The organism is Nostoc sp. C96 (assembly GCF_059384975.1).
Genome location: NZ_CM182020.1, coordinates 4,961,890 through 4,978,870, shown reverse-complemented (window position 1 = coordinate 4,978,870; position 16,981 = coordinate 4,961,890). Strand labels below are relative to the sequence as shown.

The 16,981-nt window shown below is 40.3% G+C and carries 18 protein-coding genes; 8 read left to right on the top strand and 10 right to left on the bottom strand.

The genetic code is table 11. From position 1 onward, the window contains the following. Positions 1-167 precede the first annotated feature (167 nt). The gene (locus AC504W_RS21295) at positions 168-380 is read right to left on the bottom strand and encodes a hypothetical protein (protein ID WP_494874213.1); all 213 of its coding nucleotides are present in this window, start codon (positions 378-380) and stop codon (positions 168-170) included. On the opposite strand from AC504W_RS21295, the gene AC504W_RS21290 reads away from it, so the two are divergent. From AC504W_RS21290 to AC504W_RS21275, 4 genes are all read left to right on the top strand, one after another. Continuing rightward, the gene (locus AC504W_RS21290; protein ID WP_494874212.1) at positions 368-1,189 is read left to right on the top strand and encodes a hypothetical protein; all 822 of its coding nucleotides are present in this window, start codon (positions 368-370) and stop codon (positions 1,187-1,189) included. The two genes, AC504W_RS21295 and AC504W_RS21290, sit on opposite strands and share 13 nt — an antisense overlap. Before the next feature lie 83 nt (positions 1,190-1,272). Next, positions 1,273-3,771: an ATP-dependent DNA helicase RecG gene (gene recG / locus AC504W_RS21285; RefSeq protein ID WP_494874211.1), complete on the top strand. Its 2,499-nt coding sequence runs from the start codon at positions 1,273-1,275 to the stop codon at positions 3,769-3,771. A gap of 115 nt (positions 3,772-3,886) precedes the next feature. Beyond that, positions 3,887-4,393, top strand: coding sequence for a DUF192 domain-containing protein (locus AC504W_RS21280; protein WP_494874210.1), 507 nt, complete (start codon positions 3,887-3,889; stop codon positions 4,391-4,393). A gap of 486 nt (positions 4,394-4,879) precedes the next feature. Continuing rightward, the gene (locus AC504W_RS21275; protein WP_044499903.1) at positions 4,880-5,107 is read left to right on the top strand and encodes a DUF2949 domain-containing protein; all 228 of its coding nucleotides are present in this window, start codon (positions 4,880-4,882) and stop codon (positions 5,105-5,107) included. A 213-nt stretch (positions 5,108-5,320) separates the two neighbouring features. On the opposite strand, the gene AC504W_RS21270 is transcribed toward AC504W_RS21275, so the two are convergent. The 3 genes from AC504W_RS21270 to AC504W_RS21260 all read right to left on the bottom strand — a co-directional run bounded on the left by AC504W_RS21270 (position 5,321) and on the right by AC504W_RS21260 (position 8,692). Next, the gene (locus AC504W_RS21270; RefSeq protein WP_494874209.1) at positions 5,321-6,472 is read right to left on the bottom strand and encodes a pyridoxal-phosphate-dependent aminotransferase family protein; all 1,152 of its coding nucleotides are present in this window, start codon (positions 6,470-6,472) and stop codon (positions 5,321-5,323) included. A 482-nt stretch (positions 6,473-6,954) separates the two neighbouring features. Continuing rightward, positions 6,955-7,620 (bottom strand): PEP-CTERM sorting domain-containing protein, encoded by a 666-nt coding sequence (locus tag AC504W_RS21265; RefSeq protein ID WP_494874208.1) that lies wholly within the window; start codon positions 7,618-7,620, stop codon positions 6,955-6,957. Positions 7,621-8,074: 454 nt separating this feature from the next. Further along, the gene (locus AC504W_RS21260) at positions 8,075-8,692 is read right to left on the bottom strand and encodes a serine O-acetyltransferase (protein WP_494874206.1); all 618 of its coding nucleotides are present in this window, start codon (positions 8,690-8,692) and stop codon (positions 8,075-8,077) included. Between the two features lie 459 nt (positions 8,693-9,151). Between AC504W_RS21260 and AC504W_RS21255 the strand changes: the two genes are divergently transcribed. Beyond that, positions 9,152-10,876: an ABC transporter ATP-binding protein gene (locus tag AC504W_RS21255; RefSeq protein WP_494874205.1), complete on the top strand. Its 1,725-nt coding sequence runs from the start codon at positions 9,152-9,154 to the stop codon at positions 10,874-10,876. Positions 10,877-10,929: 53 nt separating this feature from the next. Here AC504W_RS21255 and AC504W_RS21250 read toward each other — a convergent pair whose 3' ends face one another. The 3 genes from AC504W_RS21250 to AC504W_RS21240 form a co-directional block, all read right to left on the bottom strand. Continuing rightward, positions 10,930-11,220: a CHAT domain-containing protein gene (locus AC504W_RS21250; RefSeq protein ID WP_494874203.1), complete on the bottom strand. Its 291-nt coding sequence runs from the start codon at positions 11,218-11,220 to the stop codon at positions 10,930-10,932. After that, on the bottom strand, positions 11,190-11,900 hold the full coding sequence (locus tag AC504W_RS21245; protein WP_494874201.1) for a peptidylprolyl isomerase: 711 nt from the start codon (positions 11,898-11,900) through the stop codon (positions 11,190-11,192). The genes AC504W_RS21250 and AC504W_RS21245 overlap by 31 nt, the downstream gene beginning before the upstream one ends. Before the next feature lie 237 nt (positions 11,901-12,137). Next, positions 12,138-12,512 carry a c-type cytochrome gene (locus AC504W_RS21240; protein WP_015113038.1) on the bottom strand — a complete coding sequence of 125 codons (375 nt, stop codon included), beginning with the start codon at positions 12,510-12,512 and terminating at the stop codon, positions 12,138-12,140. Positions 12,513-12,719: 207 nt separating this feature from the next. Here AC504W_RS21240 and petG point away from each other — a divergent pair, with 207 nt between their 5' ends. Next, complete coding sequence (petG, locus tag AC504W_RS21235; RefSeq protein WP_010995538.1) at positions 12,720-12,833, top strand: cytochrome b6-f complex subunit V; 114 nt, start codon at positions 12,720-12,722, stop codon at positions 12,831-12,833. A gap of 63 nt (positions 12,834-12,896) precedes the next feature. Here the strand turns inward: petG and rsmD are convergent, their stop codons facing one another. Both rsmD and hisH read right to left on the bottom strand, forming a co-directional pair. Beyond that, the gene (gene rsmD, locus AC504W_RS21230; protein WP_494874200.1) at positions 12,897-13,475 is read right to left on the bottom strand and encodes a 16S rRNA (guanine(966)-N(2))-methyltransferase RsmD; all 579 of its coding nucleotides are present in this window, start codon (positions 13,473-13,475) and stop codon (positions 12,897-12,899) included. A gap of 83 nt (positions 13,476-13,558) precedes the next feature. Next, positions 13,559-14,194: an imidazole glycerol phosphate synthase subunit HisH gene (gene hisH, locus AC504W_RS21225; protein WP_494874199.1), complete on the bottom strand. Its 636-nt coding sequence runs from the start codon at positions 14,192-14,194 to the stop codon at positions 13,559-13,561. A 58-nt stretch (positions 14,195-14,252) separates the two neighbouring features. Here hisH and AC504W_RS21220 point away from each other — a divergent pair, with 58 nt between their 5' ends. Beyond that, positions 14,253-14,765 carry a pyroglutamyl-peptidase I family protein gene (locus AC504W_RS21220; RefSeq protein ID WP_494874198.1) on the top strand — a complete coding sequence of 171 codons (513 nt, stop codon included), beginning with the start codon at positions 14,253-14,255 and terminating at the stop codon, positions 14,763-14,765. A 40-nt stretch (positions 14,766-14,805) separates the two neighbouring features. Beyond that, entirely contained in the window at positions 14,806-16,164 is a 1,359-nt protein-coding gene (locus tag AC504W_RS21215) for a DUF3370 domain-containing protein (RefSeq protein ID WP_494874197.1), read from the top strand. Positions 16,165-16,278: 114 nt separating this feature from the next. On the opposite strand, the gene AC504W_RS21210 is transcribed toward AC504W_RS21215, so the two are convergent. Next, positions 16,279-16,893 carry a hypothetical protein gene (locus tag AC504W_RS21210; RefSeq protein ID WP_494874195.1) on the bottom strand — a complete coding sequence of 205 codons (615 nt, stop codon included), beginning with the start codon at positions 16,891-16,893 and terminating at the stop codon, positions 16,279-16,281. Between the last annotated feature and the right edge of the window lie 88 nt (positions 16,894-16,981).

Here is a 16,981-nt window from a genome sequence, read left to right as displayed (position 1 = left end):
AGACTATTGACTTTTGACTATGGACAAATGACTTTTTTAAGACAGGTCAGTTACATTAAACTGACCTGTATTTTATTATTAGAAGATAACTGCGTACATTTGTACCAAAATCAGTTGGATACCAATTGAAAAACTGATTGACGGAAGCTAGATGCAAAGAGCGATTCTCAATCTGTCTGGGAAAGTTTGCTCAAGTCGGGGAACCCGCCCACGCAACGCCAGTTGCTACAAGTCGGCAAAGCCAACGACAGTCGCCTCAAGTCGGGAAACCCGCCCACGGCGATGTCTCCCCAACGCACTGGCTCAACTTTCCGCAAAATCCAAAATCTAAAATCTAAAATCGGATGATGGGCAATTAAGAAAAGATATGGCGAGAGCAATTGAGCGAATTGATCGGGATTTGGCAATGCTGGAAGAAGCGATACGGGCGATCGCCGCAGAACTTCAAAGCGCCTATACTATCTATCTCACCCTTTTAGGTGAAGCCGTGCGGAAGCAGTTGATTCTGGCAAGTTACCATCTGTGTACTCAAGGTTATCCCGAAAACTTTTTAAAGTTGTCTTTAAATCAACGGCAGAAATTGCAACAAGCCATCCGCAAATTAGGAAAACAGCTATCTGAGCAATTACTCACCTATATTAATGGTGAAGCAGTTACAGAAGATGAGAATGTTGAAGAAAATGAAGGGGATGACGAAGAACTTATTGTGGAGAATTCACGACTCAATCCTCCTGACTCTTCTAACCCTGTAGAACTGGCAAAATGGCAAAATAGCTTAGAAGAATTGACGCAACAAGCACTCAAAAAAATATCTCACGACACAAACGTGTTGTTGCAAAAAGCTGATATTTTACCCAAAACAGTCCCAGAACCAATTTTAGAAGCAGCCGCCGCCGCATCAGAAGCCGCCGCCGAAGTTATGCCAGGGCCGCCAAATCTTTTAAACTTGGTAATTGAAATTGACAATGACCAAGATGAAGATGAATCTAGCTTGACACAGGTTATGGCCATTAATCTGCGACTAGGAGAAATTGAATTTGCTGATACGACACTAGCTTCTAGCCGTAAGCAAATTCGGAATATCCTAGTACAACTCCAAAAACTCGGACGGGAATATCAAAAAAAGCAACGGGAACGTTCGATTGCAGAAGCCGAAGCGGCTTGGCGCTCAAGTTGGTATGAGGATTAATCATTTGTCCTTTGTCCTTTGTCCAAAGTCAAATGACCACAATCACCAATGACTATTGACTATTGACTATTGACAAACAACCAATGACTAATGACACACCAGATTGGATACGCTTGCATAAAGCCTTGGCAATAGAAGCAGAACATGGCTTTATAGACTTGATGGGCAAACAATACCGCTTTAGTGAATTTCTCAGCTTGACTTTTGGGAAATTTCCAGCTGCTATCCCGGCTATTGAACGTCGCCGTTGGCAAGAATTGGCGACAAAATTTGCCAGTTATCCCAATTTGGCAGTCAAAGATAGACAAAATTTAATTACTACAACTCGTAGGTATCTTGACCAATTGCAAAAGCAGCAAGAAGACCCGGAGGAGATAGAAAAGCAGGGGAGCAGGGGAGCAGGGGAGCAGGGGAGGATTTATAAATCTAAAGTTCCCAAGGCTACGCCTGTTGTGAATGAGGTGAGTCGGAGACTAGCGCCAAAAATTGACCAAAAACTTAGCGACTTACCAGAAATAGGTATTCGCAAAGCTGACAAATTAGCAGCTTTGCATTTGTATACTGTGCGGGATTTGCTGTTTTACTATCCCCGCGACCACATTGATTATGCGCGTCAGGTAAATATCCGCGAGTTGCAGGCGGGTGAAACAGTAACTATCGTGGCTAGTGTAAAGCGCTGCAATTGTTTTACTAGCCCAAAAAATCAAAAGCTATCAATTTTAGAACTGGTACTTAAAGATAATACAGGTCAAATTAAAGTTGGTCGCTTTTCAGCTGGGGCGCGGTTTACTAGCCGTGGTTGGCAAGAAAGTATGAAACGCCGCTACCAAATAGGTAGTGTAATAGCCGCCTGTGGGTTGGTGAAAGAAAGTAAATATGGCTTGACACTGGATAACCCAGAACTAGAAGTTTTAGCAAATCCAGGTGACACAATTGAGTCGCTGACAATTGGGCGAGTAGTGCCAATTTATGCCCTAACGGAAGGGGTGATGGCAAATATGGTGCGTCAGGCGGTAACAGCAGTTTTGCCTGCGGCGGCTGCTCTCAAAGACCCGCTACCTAAAGGTTTGCGGGAAAAGTATAATTTGATGGAATTGAAAGATGCGATCGCTAATATCCACTTTCCTACTGATAGCGATACCTTACAATCTGCCCGTCGTCGTCTGGTCTTTGATGAATTTTTCTATCTACAACTCGGCTTACTCCAACGTCAACAGCAAGCCAAAGCTATTCAAACCAGTGCTATTCTTGCACCTAAAGGTCAATTAATTGAAAAATTCTACGAAATCTTACCATTTCAATTAACTGGCGCACAGCAAAGAGTTCTGAATGATATTTTAAATGATTTGCAGAAAACCACACCAATGAATCGTCTAGTACAGGGCGATGTTGGTTCCGGTAAAACTGTCGTGGCGGTGGTAGCAATTTTAGCGGCAATACAATCTGGCTACCAAGGTGCTTTAATGGCTCCTACAGAAGTATTAGCCGAACAGCATTATCGCAAATTAGTTAGCTGGTTTAATTTGTTGCATTTACCAGTGGAATTACTCACAGGTTCCACCAAAACTGCCAAACGCCGAGAAATTCACGCACTCTTAGAAACAGGGCAATTACCTTTATTAGTAGGAACTCACGCCTTAATTCAAGACCCAGTAAACTTTCATCGCTTGGGGTTAGTGGTGATAGATGAACAACATCGCTTTGGGGTGAAGCAGCGAGCGCTATTACAACAAAAAGGCGAACAACCCCATGTATTAACAATGACAGCGACTCCCATTCCTCGGACACTAGCGTTAACAATTCACGGGGATTTAGATGTCAGCCAAATTGATGAGTTACCACCGGGAAGGCAAAAAATTCAAACTACGGCATTAACTAGCCAGCAACGTAGCCATGCTTACGATCTGATCCGCCGGGAAGTTGCCCAAGGTAGGCAAACTTATGTAGTGTTGCCGTTAGTAGAAGAATCAGAAAAATTGGATTTGCGATCGGCCGTAGAAGAGCATCAAAAGTTACAAGAAAGCGTCTTTGCCGATTTTCAAGTCGGGTTGCTGCACGGGCGGATGAGTTCCGCCGAAAAAGACGAAGCAATTACGAAATTTCGAGATAACCAAACGCAGATTTTGGTATCTACAACTGTAGTTGAAGTGGGTGTAGATGTACCTAATGCGACAGTGATGCTCATTGAAAATGCAGAACGTTTTGGTTTATCGCAACTACACCAATTACGGGGACGTGTCGGTCGGGGTGCGGCTCAGTCGTTTTGTTTGCTAATGAGCAGTTCCCGAAATCCTGATGCTCAACAACGGTTGAAAGTATTGGAACAATCCCAGGATGGTTTTTTCATCTCAGAAATGGATATGCGTTTTCGCGGCCCTGGCGAAGTCTTAGGAACCCGTCAATCGGGCGTGCCAGATTTTACCTTAGCTAGTTTAGTAGAAGATGAAGAAATATTACTCTTAGCACGGCAAGCCGCCGAGAAAGTCATAGAAATAGATGTGACTTTAGAGCGCTGGTATTTGATGAAAGAAGAGTTGAAATACCGATATGACAGGTTGATGGGCGGTGCTATTTTAACTTAACGCAACAATGATGAAGCCATAATTGCTCATAAGACCAAAAAAGATACCAAAAGAAGTGGGCTTTCTGGGGGAAATTCTGTAAAATCAAAATTTAAATAACAAAATGGCAAATTTTATGATACGTTGGCTAAGTTTACTACCAATTATGCTCAGTCTGTTTCTGATGGGATGTTCTACCCAAACAACGGCTAAAACTCCTATTCAAGTACCAACAGCCACTGGTCAGACACTACCAATTTCAGCTACAGCGGTTGTTCCTAACGGGACAAAAATTGAGTTGGAAGTAGCAGTAACTCCAGAACAGCAGGCAAAAGGCTTGATGAATAGACCTGCATTACCAGATAATCGCGGTATGTTATTCAAGTTTCCTTCGGCACAACCTGTGCAGTTTTGGATGAAGAATGTACCTGTGGCGCTGGATATGGTCTTTTTACAAAATGGGGTAGTGAAGTATATTCAGGTTGCTGCACCGCCTTGTCCTAGTGAACCTTGTGGGACTTATGGGCCAAACGTACCAATTGATACTGTAATTGAACTGCGTGCAGGACGAGCCAAAGAATTAAAGCTCAAGTTAGGAGATAGTGTCAAAATTAAATTTTTACAGAACAGTAGTTTACGGTAATAAGCCCTAAAAACCTTGTTGAATAAGCTAGAAAAATATCTAATCAATAATTTTTTTGTAAAAAAACTGTTAAGTAGATATAAACTGGCAAATTGTCTCTAGGGCATCTAATATGATTACAAAAATAGTCAAAAAAACTACTTAAGAGGTAAAATAACAATCTTAAGGTTTCATTGCGAAAAATCTTCCTTTTGGCGTAAGTGTAAACAGTCTCTCATAAGGGAGCATAGGCTATGGAATCTTTGTTACTTAAAGTGTAATTAAATAGAACACTCAGGCAAATTGAGGATGAAGCTAATTTAACTTGCTGAAGTGCCGCTAGAAAATTAAACAAACCGATAATTTAGAGCCTGAGATTGCTCAATTTTGGGAAAAAAGTGTTCTATTTAAGGATTATCAAGCAATATTTTGGGATCTTAATCCGGTAATTGCATAGTCTCAACTGAAGTAGTAGCTGCGGACAAAAGAGGAATGGTGAATAGATATATGACCATACAAACTAAACAAGGAGGTGAGTTACAAATGTCACCATCAACATATTCACGACTGATTCATTTTTTACAGGAAGATTTGTCAATTTCGGCAGCATCTCTAGCAGTAGCTTTACGGCATCGGGAACAAGATCCTGGGCCTTTGCCGATGATTCTTTGGCAGTATGGGTTGATTACGATGGAACAGTTAGAACAAATTTATGATTGGCTAGAAACTGTTTAAGTATGAATGCTCATGGGGGAGAATTAAGGTATGTCACATCCACCCTGCCTAGGAACGAGGCTGATAGATAGGACAATTAACTTTTACCAATCCTACTTATTTAAATGCAGGTTGAAAGAGCGAGTTAAAGATGGTTATTCTACTCGCTCTTTTAATTTTGGTCATTTATCTTTAGTTTTCAACCATTGACGATTGACCATTAATGATTAACTGTTAACCATTGAGTACTCTAGCTGCTGCCGCTACACCAGCACCAGGAGTAAAGTTTTCATAGCCTAGTTCTAACAGCACAACTTCTAGGGATGCTATGCAGCTAAGGATATCGCGATCGCTGACAAAGCCCAAGTGACCAATACGGAAAATTTTATTTTTCAAATGGTCTTGACCACCGGCTAAAGCAATATCAAAACGCTTGTTCATTAACGAACGAATTTTATCCGCTTCAATATCTGGCGGTGCTACTGCTGTAATTGCTGGACTAGCATAGCTATCTGCGGCAAACAACGGTAAGTTTAATCCTTTAATAGCTGCACGGGTAGCATTCTTTTGCCGTTCATGTCTGCCAAAAATGGATTCTAAACCTTCTGCTTTCATCATCCCCAAGGTAGTATGCAGCGCCACAATTAAATTCACTGGGGGAGTGAAAGGAGTGGTATTTTTAGCCGCAGATTTCCGGTATTTCCCTAAATCTAAATAATATTTTGGCAATTTAGCTGTTTTATAAGCTTCCCATGCCTTAGCACTCACAGAAACAAAACCCAACCCAGGGGGAATCATGTAACCTTTTTGCGAACCGGAGGCGACTATATCTAGTCCCCAGGTATCAATAGGTAAGTTGAATGCACCCAAACTAGTTACAGCATCAACAATGATTAAAGCTTCACCATGTTCTTTAACGTGGCGGTTGATGGTTTCTAAGTCATTGAGAACACCGGTTGATGTTTCACTGTGGGTGATAACAACAGCTTTGATTTCTTTAGCTGTATCGGCTTGCAGTTTTTCAGCAAACTGTGCTGGGTCTAAAGGTTTACCCCATTCCGCAGTAATAGTCTCAACATTTAAACCGTAGGCTTGGCTAACTTCAGCCCAGCGTTCACCAAATTTACCATTACAACCAATTAAAACGCGATCGCCTGGGGAAAGAAAATTAATGATCCCCGCTTCTACTGCACCTGTACCGCTGACATTCAGCATCAATACATCGCTTTCGGTTTGGTGCAGCCATTTGAGGTTAGCTGTCACCTCTGCCAAAATGTTACTAAACTCACTGGTACGGTGTCCGATGGGGTGTTTGGCTAAGGCCAGTAAGGCTGCTTCTGGCACCGGTGTCGGGCCAGGAATCATCAGCATCAGCTTATCTTCCATGTCTTTGTCCTAATAGTCAAATAATAGTTAAGGGTTTAGGTATGGTTAATTCTGGAGCAAAATTTATACATATTTATTTGAGTTCTGCACCAGTATTTTTTGTATTCTCCAAATCCATAAAATTCTTGGTCAACTTGACCTTTACAATTTATTGGGAATTCTAGATAACCTGAAACCTGGTTTGAGGCAATCTCAGCAGACGTATCAATCACCACGTCTGATAATTTACTAGGGGCTAATCTTTAACTAACGTGAAGGAGACATCTAAGTTTTTACCCAGTTTGTTGAAGTTTGATAGCAGCGATTATCTAGAATCTCACAAATTGGGTACAGGTACAATGAGTTAAAAAATTTTGTAGTATCTAGTTTTGAACAGGAAATAGGTAACAGGGAAATCTCCCTAATTATTTTGACTCATAAAATAAGAGCGATGTGCGATCGCTCTCTCTGATATCCACATAAAAGCGCATTGCTGCTCAGATTTATTGAAAAGCACCTTGCTGCTTTCTCTTCCGTCGTAAAGCTATCCCAAAAGCACCCGCAGTTAATGAACCGATAATAGTCATCGGTTCGGGAACAGGTTCGCGACTAGGAGAACTAGAATTGCGAACAGTTAGACTTGATTCCAAAAACCTATCAAGTGTATTTACAACCCCAAATCCTATGGTATATGTTCCGGCGGTAGTGAATGTGTAGGAAGTCTGAGATGCAGTTTGGCCAAAATTACCCACTTGGCTTACATCAGCCAGTCTATTCAAAGATGTACCAATAGAGTAGAAAGAAAAATCGTTGTAAACTACAGAACTTAGATACTCATCGGTTTGGAACCGCCAATTAAATCTCAAAACATCCCCTGCTTGGACTGTAATAATGTTTTTAATTGCAGAACCATTGATAACATTTTGAGAGTTAAAAGTATCTAAGGCTCTGTTAGGTAGTCCTAAGAATGACTCTACAGCAGTATCCAAAACTCCCTCATCAGAAGAAAGTACGGCTTGCTGATTACTCAAACTAAAATTGCCAATACCCTGCCATCCAGTAAAATCTGAGATGTTAATCACTGCTGCTTGAGATGGACTAGCAGCAAAAACAAATGTTGCTCCAGCACCAGCCAGCAGTAACATATTTGCCAAGCTAAAGTTTTTCATTGTATTTACTATTGTAAAGATTACAAACTTGCTCCCAAAAAGAATTACATACAAAAAATTACATAAAAGATTATCATTAATCCACTGTTGCGATCAAAAAAGAGAAAGTAACTGAAGCATTTTCTCTCAATTTAGGTATCCTGGTGCTAGGAGAAGATGAGATTGTTTGTGAGCTATTGATACTAATTACTCTTATCTAATAAAGCAATTCCAAGCAAGGGTTTTTACTGAGCTTCATGAAATTTTTATATCTAAAATTGTGATTAATCACAATAGGGTGCTATTTGCTATCAAATATAATAGTAGTCATACATATCAGAGTTTATTTATAGCAGTCTTGTTTTGATTTATAAGACATACTGGATACATAATAATTTTCTATACAATTTATGTAGATTTAATTTTTATGTAAATAAATCTCAACATCCATCGTCAAGCAATCCCCATAACTAATTTACAATTTCTCTTCAACCTTGACTCCATTTCTTCTAATAATTGCAGCTGGAATCCCCACAACTACACAATCATTAGGGACATCTTTGACAACAACTGCATTTGCGCCAATTGTGACATTATCACCTACTTGAATATTACCTAATACTTTAGCCCCTGCCGTAATCCGAACATTGTTGCCAATTTTGGGACGACCTGATTTATCTTTATATCCAATTGTTACTTGTTGGTTTATCCAACATTGTTCACCTATATCTGCCATAATAATAGTGCTAAATCCATGCTGGATAAATAAACCAGCACCAATGCAACAGGAAGAATCTAAGAAAAGAGAAGGACATTCTGGGTAAAGTATTTTCAGTAAATACATCGAAATACGCCCGTTAAAATTACCTTTAAATAGACGATAATAGTACAAATTTCTAAACTCTTGTGTTTTGTAGAGTAAGACAAGTAATTGCATCCACAAGTGTTGCTCTGGCAAACTTATAACTTCAGCCCATCGTTTAATATCAGCAGTAATAATTTCTTTTTCTGTGGTTAGGATAAATGGGATTAATAGTGGCGAAAACCAAAAAATGATGAAACTAAAAATAGCTTGTTGAATCAATTTTTTCATAATATTTACCAAATAATTATAAGTGGGTGGTCGATAATATAGGAATCCGCTTTGATTCCTGAAAAGATTTGCATAGGAAGGGAACTTTCAACGGGTAACAGGTAAGAAGGTATAAAAATGTACTAAGTTTTTTTAGAAATCAAATATGAGTCTTATATTTGGATTTTACACAGTTGTTTTATTTAGTATTAAAACTGCTAGATGCAATGTATCCGATAAAACTTGTAATGGCAATATTTGCGGAAGTATGGATCTATATCTGCTAATACGGTTCAATTAATGTCTTAATCTTCTGAAGATACTCACAATAGGCTGTTCAGCATCTTTTTCACTTTTTTCAGAGGATTGTCCCAGGCTATGGATCTGAAAAACATTAATCAATTTTAAAATTAGTGAATTGAAACTACACAAAAACTGATAGCGTCAAACCAAGTAAAATCATATTCTGGAAGTCATAGCTTGAAAACCCGTTCTAATTACTGGCAACTACTGCCATATATCAAACCCCAATGGGCAAACATTATCAAAGGCTTAATCGGCATTATTGGATACGTGCTGGCGACACTAACGTTAATTAATCTTGCAGGTAAGTTAGCAGCGCCTTTTGGCCAAGGTAATGTAGTAGCGATCGCCCAAATAGCTGGTGTTTGTGCTTTGGTATTTTTGGTACGTGGCTTTTTTCAGTCCGTACAAGATATGTACATGGCTAAAGTCGCTTTGAGAGTGGCTTATTATCTCCGCAAGCAAGTGTACAGCCATTTGCAAAAATTAGATTTAAGCTATTTTGAACAAGCCAAAACAGGTGATTTAGCTTACCGTCTAACAGAAGATGTAGATCGGGTGGGGGAAGTTGTCAATAAACTACTACATGATTTTATTCCCTGTTTGTTGCAATTAATCGCCATACCCATCTATATGATTTATTTGAATTGGCAACTCACACTAGCAACAATTGTGATTGCACCGTTAATGGGTTTGTTAATTGGTTGGTTTGGGGAACGGCTACGTAAGTATTCTATTAAAAGTCAAAATCGCGTATCGGGATTATCAGCTATTTTGACAGAAGTGTTCAGCGGAATTCGCCTTGTCCAAGCGTTTGCAGCCGAAAATTATGAAATTGCTCGTTTTGGTTATGAAGCCGAACGTTCTTTAAAAGCGAAGTATTCCGCAGAACGGCTCAAAGCTATCCAAATTCCCATCATTGGTTTTTTAGAAGCTTTAAGTGCTTTATCTTTATTGATGGTGGGTACATGGCAAATTTATCAACGCAACTTAACTGTGGGAGATTTTTTCAGTTATTTGGCGGCTGCTGCATTGTTAATTGACCCGATAGGACACACGACCAACAACTACAATGAGTTTAAACAAGGTGAAGCATCTTTAGACCGAGTGTTTGAATTGATGGCGATTCAACCAAGGGTCGTAGAAAAAACAATTGCGATCGCTCTGCCTCCAGTTAAAGGTAAAGTGGAATATCGCCACATTTCTTTTGCTTACAAACCTGGTGAACCCGTTCTTCAAGATATTAGTTTATTAGCATCTCCAGGAGAAGCGATCGCTTTGGTGGGTGCTTCTGGTGCAGGTAAAACAACGTTTGTGAATCTTCTCCCCCGTTTTTATGACCCTAACTCTGGGGAAGTTTTCATCGATGATATTGATATTCGAGATGTTACCTTACATAGTCTGCGGCGACAAATTGGCATTGTTCCCCAAGAAACGGTGATATTTTCAGGAACCATCGCTCAAAATATTGCCTTTGGACAAGACAGTTTTGAGATGGATGCAGTCATAGCAGCCGCAAAAATTGCTAACGCTCATCAATTTATTACCCAGTTACCAGAAGGTTATGAAACTTGGGTAGGCGAACGGGGTGTAAATTTATCGGGTGGACAAAGACAACGAATTGCGATCGCTCGTGCTGTGCTACTCAACCCGCAAATATTAATATTAGATGAGGCGACATCTGCATTAGATTCCGAATCAGAAGCCTTGGTACAAGAAGCACTAGAAAGACTCATGCAGAACCGGACAGTATTTATTATTGCCCATCGTTTGAGTACAGTGCGAAGATGCGATCGCATTCTGGTTGTGGAAAAAGGGCAAATTGTCGAATCAGGGAATCATGAGGAATTATTAAGGCTAGAAGGTCGTTATGCTAGATTTTATGCCCAGCAATTTAGTTAGTTGTTAATAAGAATTTACCTCTGAAGTGCGATCGCCAGCCAGCCGTCATACTACTAAGGATTACCAATCAATGTAAATCCAGCCCAATAATAAGGATGAGATAATTCATCTTCATCAAGCTCATTCAACTCATGTAACTCTGAAGAAGCAGCACCACGAATTCGGGGATTATCTTCCAAACTAACACGCTCTTTGAGCATATCAATTTGCGCTTGTCGTAGTGCTTCTGACTTAATTGGATTAGTTTTTAGTTTGTCGTAAAATTGCAGCATCAAAGCCAATGTCCCGCCATCACTCACCTCCCAAAGACTGGCTAAAGCAGCTTTTGCTGTTCTTGTAGCCAAGCTTCAAAAAGTTCATTCAGTAACCTTGCTTTCATCTGATCATCTAGTTGGGCTGGAATAAATTTTTCCAAACGCAGAATCACAACCCATTCAGCTATACGGGCTGGTGGTATAACTTGACCTGGTTGACTGCTAGATAATAACTGTACCATTCCCGGATGAATTGCTTGTAGTTCAACAGGGCCGACTAATCCACCAGTTTGGGCTTCTGGGCCTTGAGAGTATTCTTTGGCGACTTCTGCAAATGACTGTTCTTTCGCCTGGAGGCGAAAGTAAAGCTCTTGGACAAGTCCAATATCTTGGGTGCGTAGCAGAGAATAAATTACTTTATCTAGCTTGCTTTTGTTTTGAAAAAAGTAAGATTCTAGCTTGTTACCCCAAGTGTCTAGCTTGAATTTCTCAATTTTCAGTCGGCGAATAGTGACAGCTTCTAATTGATCTACTGTGATACCGTGATAGGCCATCCAGGCTTTAATGTCCGCATCAGTTTTTAACTGTCGTTCTAGATAAAACTGCTGTTGAGCGCGGGTAATTTCTTCTGGTGTACATTCTATAGTTGCGATCGCTTCATCAATAATTAATTCCCGTAGTAATTGTGGCAGCATTTGATAACTTGCCAGCAAAGGAATTAGCTCAGTCGCCTGGATTGCACGGTTGCCAATTTGGAGAACTTCTGTCATTTTTTATTCCAACTGCGATCGCATCATCACGCAATTCATTTTTACACATTCAACCACCTCGGCACTCATAGTCAAGTGCTGAGTATAAACTCAGTTGCGGGAAAGATTTAAGCAATTAACACTGTCATAATCTATGTCATTACAGCCGCAGTTATCTTCAAAATATGGTTAACAAAAATTAAAGATGTAGAAAATAATTTCCACATCTTTAAAATATCTTTTAAGAAAAGTAAATCCTTACAAGGTTTCTAAAAAGCTCAAAAGGTCAGCCATTTCTTGGGTACTAGGCTGAAATTTGGGCATAGGTGGCGTTTCACCGCTAATAACTTGGTGAATCAACTTATAACGAGATTTACGTTTAGAAACAGCTTGTAAACTAGGGCCAACTCGCCCATCTGCTTGCCAACCATGACAACCAGCACAATTAATTTGAAAAATAGCGTTTCCTTGCTCTGGGTTTCCCGTTAAGGAAAGAACTGTTTTAACGTAAGGATCTGAAGCTTGTACCATTTGAACACCAAAGATGCCCAATGGAATTACTAGCAGTATCGCTAGAGCCAGCAAGGCGATCCGCTGAATTAGAATTTCAGGTTTGGTAATCTGGTTATCCAAAAGGTTTGCCGTGAAAGTGTAAGGTTATAAAATTTTTCATTTCCTACACATAGCTTAAAAGTTCTTGATTTCCACTGCAAGCGCAGATGACCGTTTTCTTACAAGTGGTTATCGCTCAAAAACACTGTGGTAAGCGGGATTCGCCGTAATTTGGTAAAATCAAAAACGGGATATGAATCATTAATAATTGCAAACAGGAGATTTAAAGTGGTTGAACCCCTGCTTTCAGGTATTGTCCTTGGTCTAATTGTCGTCACTCTCGCTGGTCTGTTTTACGCTGCATACAAGCAATACAAGCGTCCCAACGAATTGGGTGGTTGATAGATTTTCAGGGCGGTTTCTAACCGCCTATTTTGGTGAGTAATGGGGATGTAGAATTGCAGTTTATGATTCTACATCCCCATCATTGTCTGTAGCGGAGTTAATAATTCTGTAGAAAGTCAGGGCTGTGTTACCGTAAACTTTTTGACGTGAGATTTCCCAATTGGAGATTGTTGGTGGTGTCCAGGCTTGGGGATTGTGTTCTACGGCGATTTCACCCTTAGCGTCTAACAAATCATAGTCTGCGATCGCTTCTAGGACAGGTTGATATAATCCACTGGTATATGGTGGATCAAAATAAATTTTGTCAAACTGTTTTCCTGACAAAATTTTTAACTGTTGAATGACATCACCCCGCAATAGCTGCCATTTTTGTTCACTGTTAGCTAATTGCTGCCAATTTTCTTGAATAATCGCACAGGCTCGGCTTGATTGTTCAATTCCTACTACTAAGCTGGCTCCTCTACACAGAGCTTCTGCGCCCATTGAACCACTACCCGCGCACAAATCTAGCCAGCGACAATCTGCAATTTCGCCTTGCCAAATATTAAAAACAGCTTCCCTTACCCTAGCACTTGTAGGTCTGGTTTCTTTTCCTGGTAAGGTTTTAATCGGACGTTTGCCGTAAATTCTCAGGCTCATGATAATTAGTCATTGGTCAATGGTCATTAGTCATTAGTCTGTAACAAAACAAATGACAAATCACAAATGACAAATCACAAATCTTAAGCCGCAATTTGTTCACGAACTTGAGAAACAAAATTAGACAGGATTTGCAATCCTATATTAGATGATTTTTCCGGGTGAAATTGCACTGCCATCAGGTTTTCTTTGGCAATAGCCGCTGTGATAGTTTGAGTACCGTGGGTAACAGTTGCAGCCCGAATTTGCGGATCAGTTGGGTCAACATAATAAGAATGGACAAAATAAACCCAAGGATTTGCAGGTAAATGCTCCCACAAAATGCTTTTTGCTTGGGTTAATTCCAGTTGATTCCAACCCATGTGGGGAATTGTAATTCCTGGTTCATGCTGAAAGCGGCGGACTTTTCCTTTGATAATTCCGAGTCCCGGTTGGGTTCCTTCTGCACTTGATTCAAACAGAATTTGCAATCCTAAACAAATTCCTAAGAAAGGTTTACCAGAGGCGATCGCGTCTTTAATTGGTTGTTCTAAATTCCGTTCTCGTAAATGTTGCACTGCGGGATCAAATGCACCAACTCCTGGCAATACTACCGCATCTGCTAATGATATCTCTTTAGCAGAATCTGTAATCTTCGGAGTTGCCCCAGCTTTTTCTATTCCTTTACAGACTGAGTGCAAATTTCCCATGTCGTAATCTACGACTGCAATAACTGGCATTGACCTGCTCCTTGTAAATTTATTATGGAGGGTTTTTCTATTCTAAATAATAATTCTAATGAAGAAAAGAATTCTATTAACTTCTTTTGACACTTGGTTAAGCGATCAAGTGTCAAATTCATCGGATGATTTATTACAAAAAGTGAGTCAAGTTGATTCCATTCCCCACGATGTAAAATTTCTCCGGCTGTTACCTGTAGATGTGATGCTGGCTAGTTCCTGGGTAATTCAAAAAATCTCTGAGTTGCAACCAGATTACATTATCTGTTGTGGCATGGCTGCGAGTCGCCAGCGATTAAGTGTAGAGATGGGTGCTAATCAAGGAGAAATTTTTTTGGCGACCGGAGTTAATTTGGAAAAATTAGTTTCGGGAACAGTAGCAACGGATATTAGTAGTGACTGCGGTAAATTTGTTTGTGAGGGACTTTATTATGCAGTTCTTGACTATCTCCACCAATATCAACTGACAACTCGTTGTATATTTGTTCACGTTCCGGTGTTAAATCAAGAAAATTTGGTATCTATTCTTGCCGATTTCTTATTAATTATTCACAATTTGGCACTCGCATAAAATGGTGTGCGTCTTGTAGGAAAAATAGTCACCTAAGTATATGTTGTCCTTTTTACTCAGCTTACTGATTGCTCAAGCAACACCTCCCACACCACCACCAGAAGAATTTGTCCAACAGCAACAAGTTTTGCCATTACCAGGACAGTTAGATTCAGTGCCAACTTTTAATAGTAATAGTCCAGAATTAGTGTTGAAAGAAGGGATTTTATTATCTACTTTTCCAGGAGAAGGCAAAAAAGTACCCACAGCACATTTAAATTTTCCGTTTCGGGGACGATTTGATATTTTTGCTCACCATGTCGCTAAGGCTGACCCACCAGAAAATTTGCGATCGCTCTATCTCGGTATAATTTTGCATAACCCAACTGAGCAACCAGTCACCGTCAATATCTTGCAAGCGGCGAGTTATTTAAGCCAACCAGATGCACCATTTATTGAGTTACCGCCGTTTGTTGAAGATGCTGCGGGGAAAGTATTTGCCGGGCCAGGCGATCGCGCCATGTCTGATATCCTTAGAGGAAGACGACAAGCAATATTCCCCGCACAAATAGTCCTTGCACCGAAGCAAAGTCAAATGTTGCTGAACCTTCCTATCCCTGTGCAAGGGTTAACACCGCCTTTAAATGGTCGCTCTACCTTAATGCGGTTGCGGAGTAATGGGACAGTTTACGCCGCTAGTTTAGCGATGTTTGCCAAAGATAATGCTGATGGTAGTGAACGTGCGCCGACGTTGGCAGAGTGGGAAAATTTATTAGATAACGGTGAACTGTCCACACCACGCGATAAAACACCCACGCCTCTAGAAGAAACTGGTAAGCCAAGGATTTACGGACGCGTCGCGGGAGTTGTTGGTGGTTCATTTTGGCGTGCATTTATAGTAGATAGTCCCAAGGCGAGATTTTTGACAATTCCCCAGCCTGGACAAGCTGTTTCTTATGCGCTGAGTACCTTGCATGGTGGTACTTTAGGGACTAGTCAAATTCAAAGTGCGCCGATGTTAGCACGTTATCCTGACACTGCATATCGCGCACATGGCAACTATGCAATTCAATACAACTTGAAGTTACCTTTATATAACAATACATCTACACCGCAAACCGTGGCGGTGGCGATGCAAACCCCAATTAAAGAAGACCAGTTAGTTAAACCTGGACTGCGCTTTTTTAGCACCCCAGCACGCCAAACATTCTTTCGGGGAAGTGTGCGGATACGGTACAAAGATGATATGGGTATGGCGCAAACCAAATTTGTGCATTTAGTCCAAAAGCGGGGTCAACCAGGAGAGCCACTGGTAGTATTGAATATGAAAGCCAGCGATCGCAGATTAGTCGAGGTAGACTTTCTCTATCCTCCCGATGCTACCCCACCGCAGGTATTAACTGTATCCACTCAAAGATAAGTGCTGTTAGCGGTAGCGGGGCGTTCAGCCCGTGCTGAGTGCTGAGTGTAAGTTTCAGCAACTTGAAAGTTGTTCTGATTTGTAGAGATGTTGCAATGCAACGTCTCTATGGATTTAGTCCACACGTTGAATACCAACGTGCTGAGTGAAGACATACCAATCTTTAGAGAACCCTTTAAATTCAATATCCTTCAGGTTAAATTTGAGATGATTATCCTGAATGGAAAATTTCACACTATTATTAGTGTCCGGTTTGTCAGTTGATAAAATTAATTCCGTACCAGCGGGAATTATCTGTTTAGATTGATCATTCAGCACCTTAGAATCTACAGGTTGGCGCTTAATGATGGTGTCTGCGTTAAACACCAGTTTGAGAAAACCTTGTTGATTCCCGACACTTTGACGATCTACAGTAACTTTTACACTATCCTTAGATTGTTGTTTAGTGGCGATCGCGCTAATACTCGTAACAGGAGTAATTTCATCTTGGATAATTTTGGCGTGTTTCCCAAAAGCAAACCAGTTACTACTAAACCCTTTAAACTGAATATCTTCTAAAAATAATTTATAGTGGTCAGAATTATTGATTGGGAGTTCATAAGACTTAAGCACAAGCAGCGTACCAAGGGGAATACTTTGTTGCTTAGTGCTAGGTAATTGATTTGATTGCACTGGTTCTTGTTTAAGCACTGTATCTTGAATAAACAGAACGCGGTTTAAGGTAGCCATATTCTTACCCTGAGAACTTATACCAAGTTATACAATATAAAATTTAAGTTTTACAGATAAAACTCTCTATTTAAGTCTATTAATCCCC

Bases quoted from the DNA above. Each gene is read 5' to 3' on its own strand.
- AC504W_RS21290 (WP_494874212.1), top strand. From the start codon at position 368: ATGGCGAGAGCAATTGAGCGAATTGATCGGGATTTGGCAATGCTGGAA.
- recG (WP_494874211.1), top strand. From the start codon at position 1,273: ATGACTAATGACACACCAGATTGGATACGCTTGCATAAAGCCTTGGCA.
- AC504W_RS21280 (WP_494874210.1), top strand. From the start codon at position 3,887: ATGATACGTTGGCTAAGTTTACTACCAATTATGCTCAGTCTGTTTCTG.
- AC504W_RS21275 (WP_044499903.1), top strand. From the start codon at position 4,880: ATGACCATACAAACTAAACAAGGAGGTGAGTTACAAATGTCACCATCA.
- AC504W_RS21270 (WP_494874209.1), bottom strand. From the start codon at position 6,472: ATGGAAGATAAGCTGATGCTGATGATTCCTGGCCCGACACCGGTGCCA.
- AC504W_RS21265 (WP_494874208.1), bottom strand. From the start codon at position 7,620: ATGAAAAACTTTAGCTTGGCAAATATGTTACTGCTGGCTGGTGCTGGA.
- AC504W_RS21260 (WP_494874206.1), bottom strand. From the start codon at position 8,692: ATGAAAAAATTGATTCAACAAGCTATTTTTAGTTTCATCATTTTTTGG.
- AC504W_RS21245 (WP_494874201.1), bottom strand. From the start codon at position 11,900: ATGACAGAAGTTCTCCAAATTGGCAACCGTGCAATCCAGGCGACTGAG.
- rsmD (WP_494874200.1), bottom strand. From the start codon at position 13,475: ATGAGCCTGAGAATTTACGGCAAACGTCCGATTAAAACCTTACCAGGA.
- hisH (WP_494874199.1), bottom strand. From the start codon at position 14,194: ATGCCAGTTATTGCAGTCGTAGATTACGACATGGGAAATTTGCACTCA.
- AC504W_RS21220 (WP_494874198.1), top strand. From the start codon at position 14,253: ATGAAGAAAAGAATTCTATTAACTTCTTTTGACACTTGGTTAAGCGAT.
- AC504W_RS21215 (WP_494874197.1), top strand. From the start codon at position 14,806: ATGTTGTCCTTTTTACTCAGCTTACTGATTGCTCAAGCAACACCTCCC.
- AC504W_RS21210 (WP_494874195.1), bottom strand. From the start codon at position 16,893: ATGGCTACCTTAAACCGCGTTCTGTTTATTCAAGATACAGTGCTTAAA.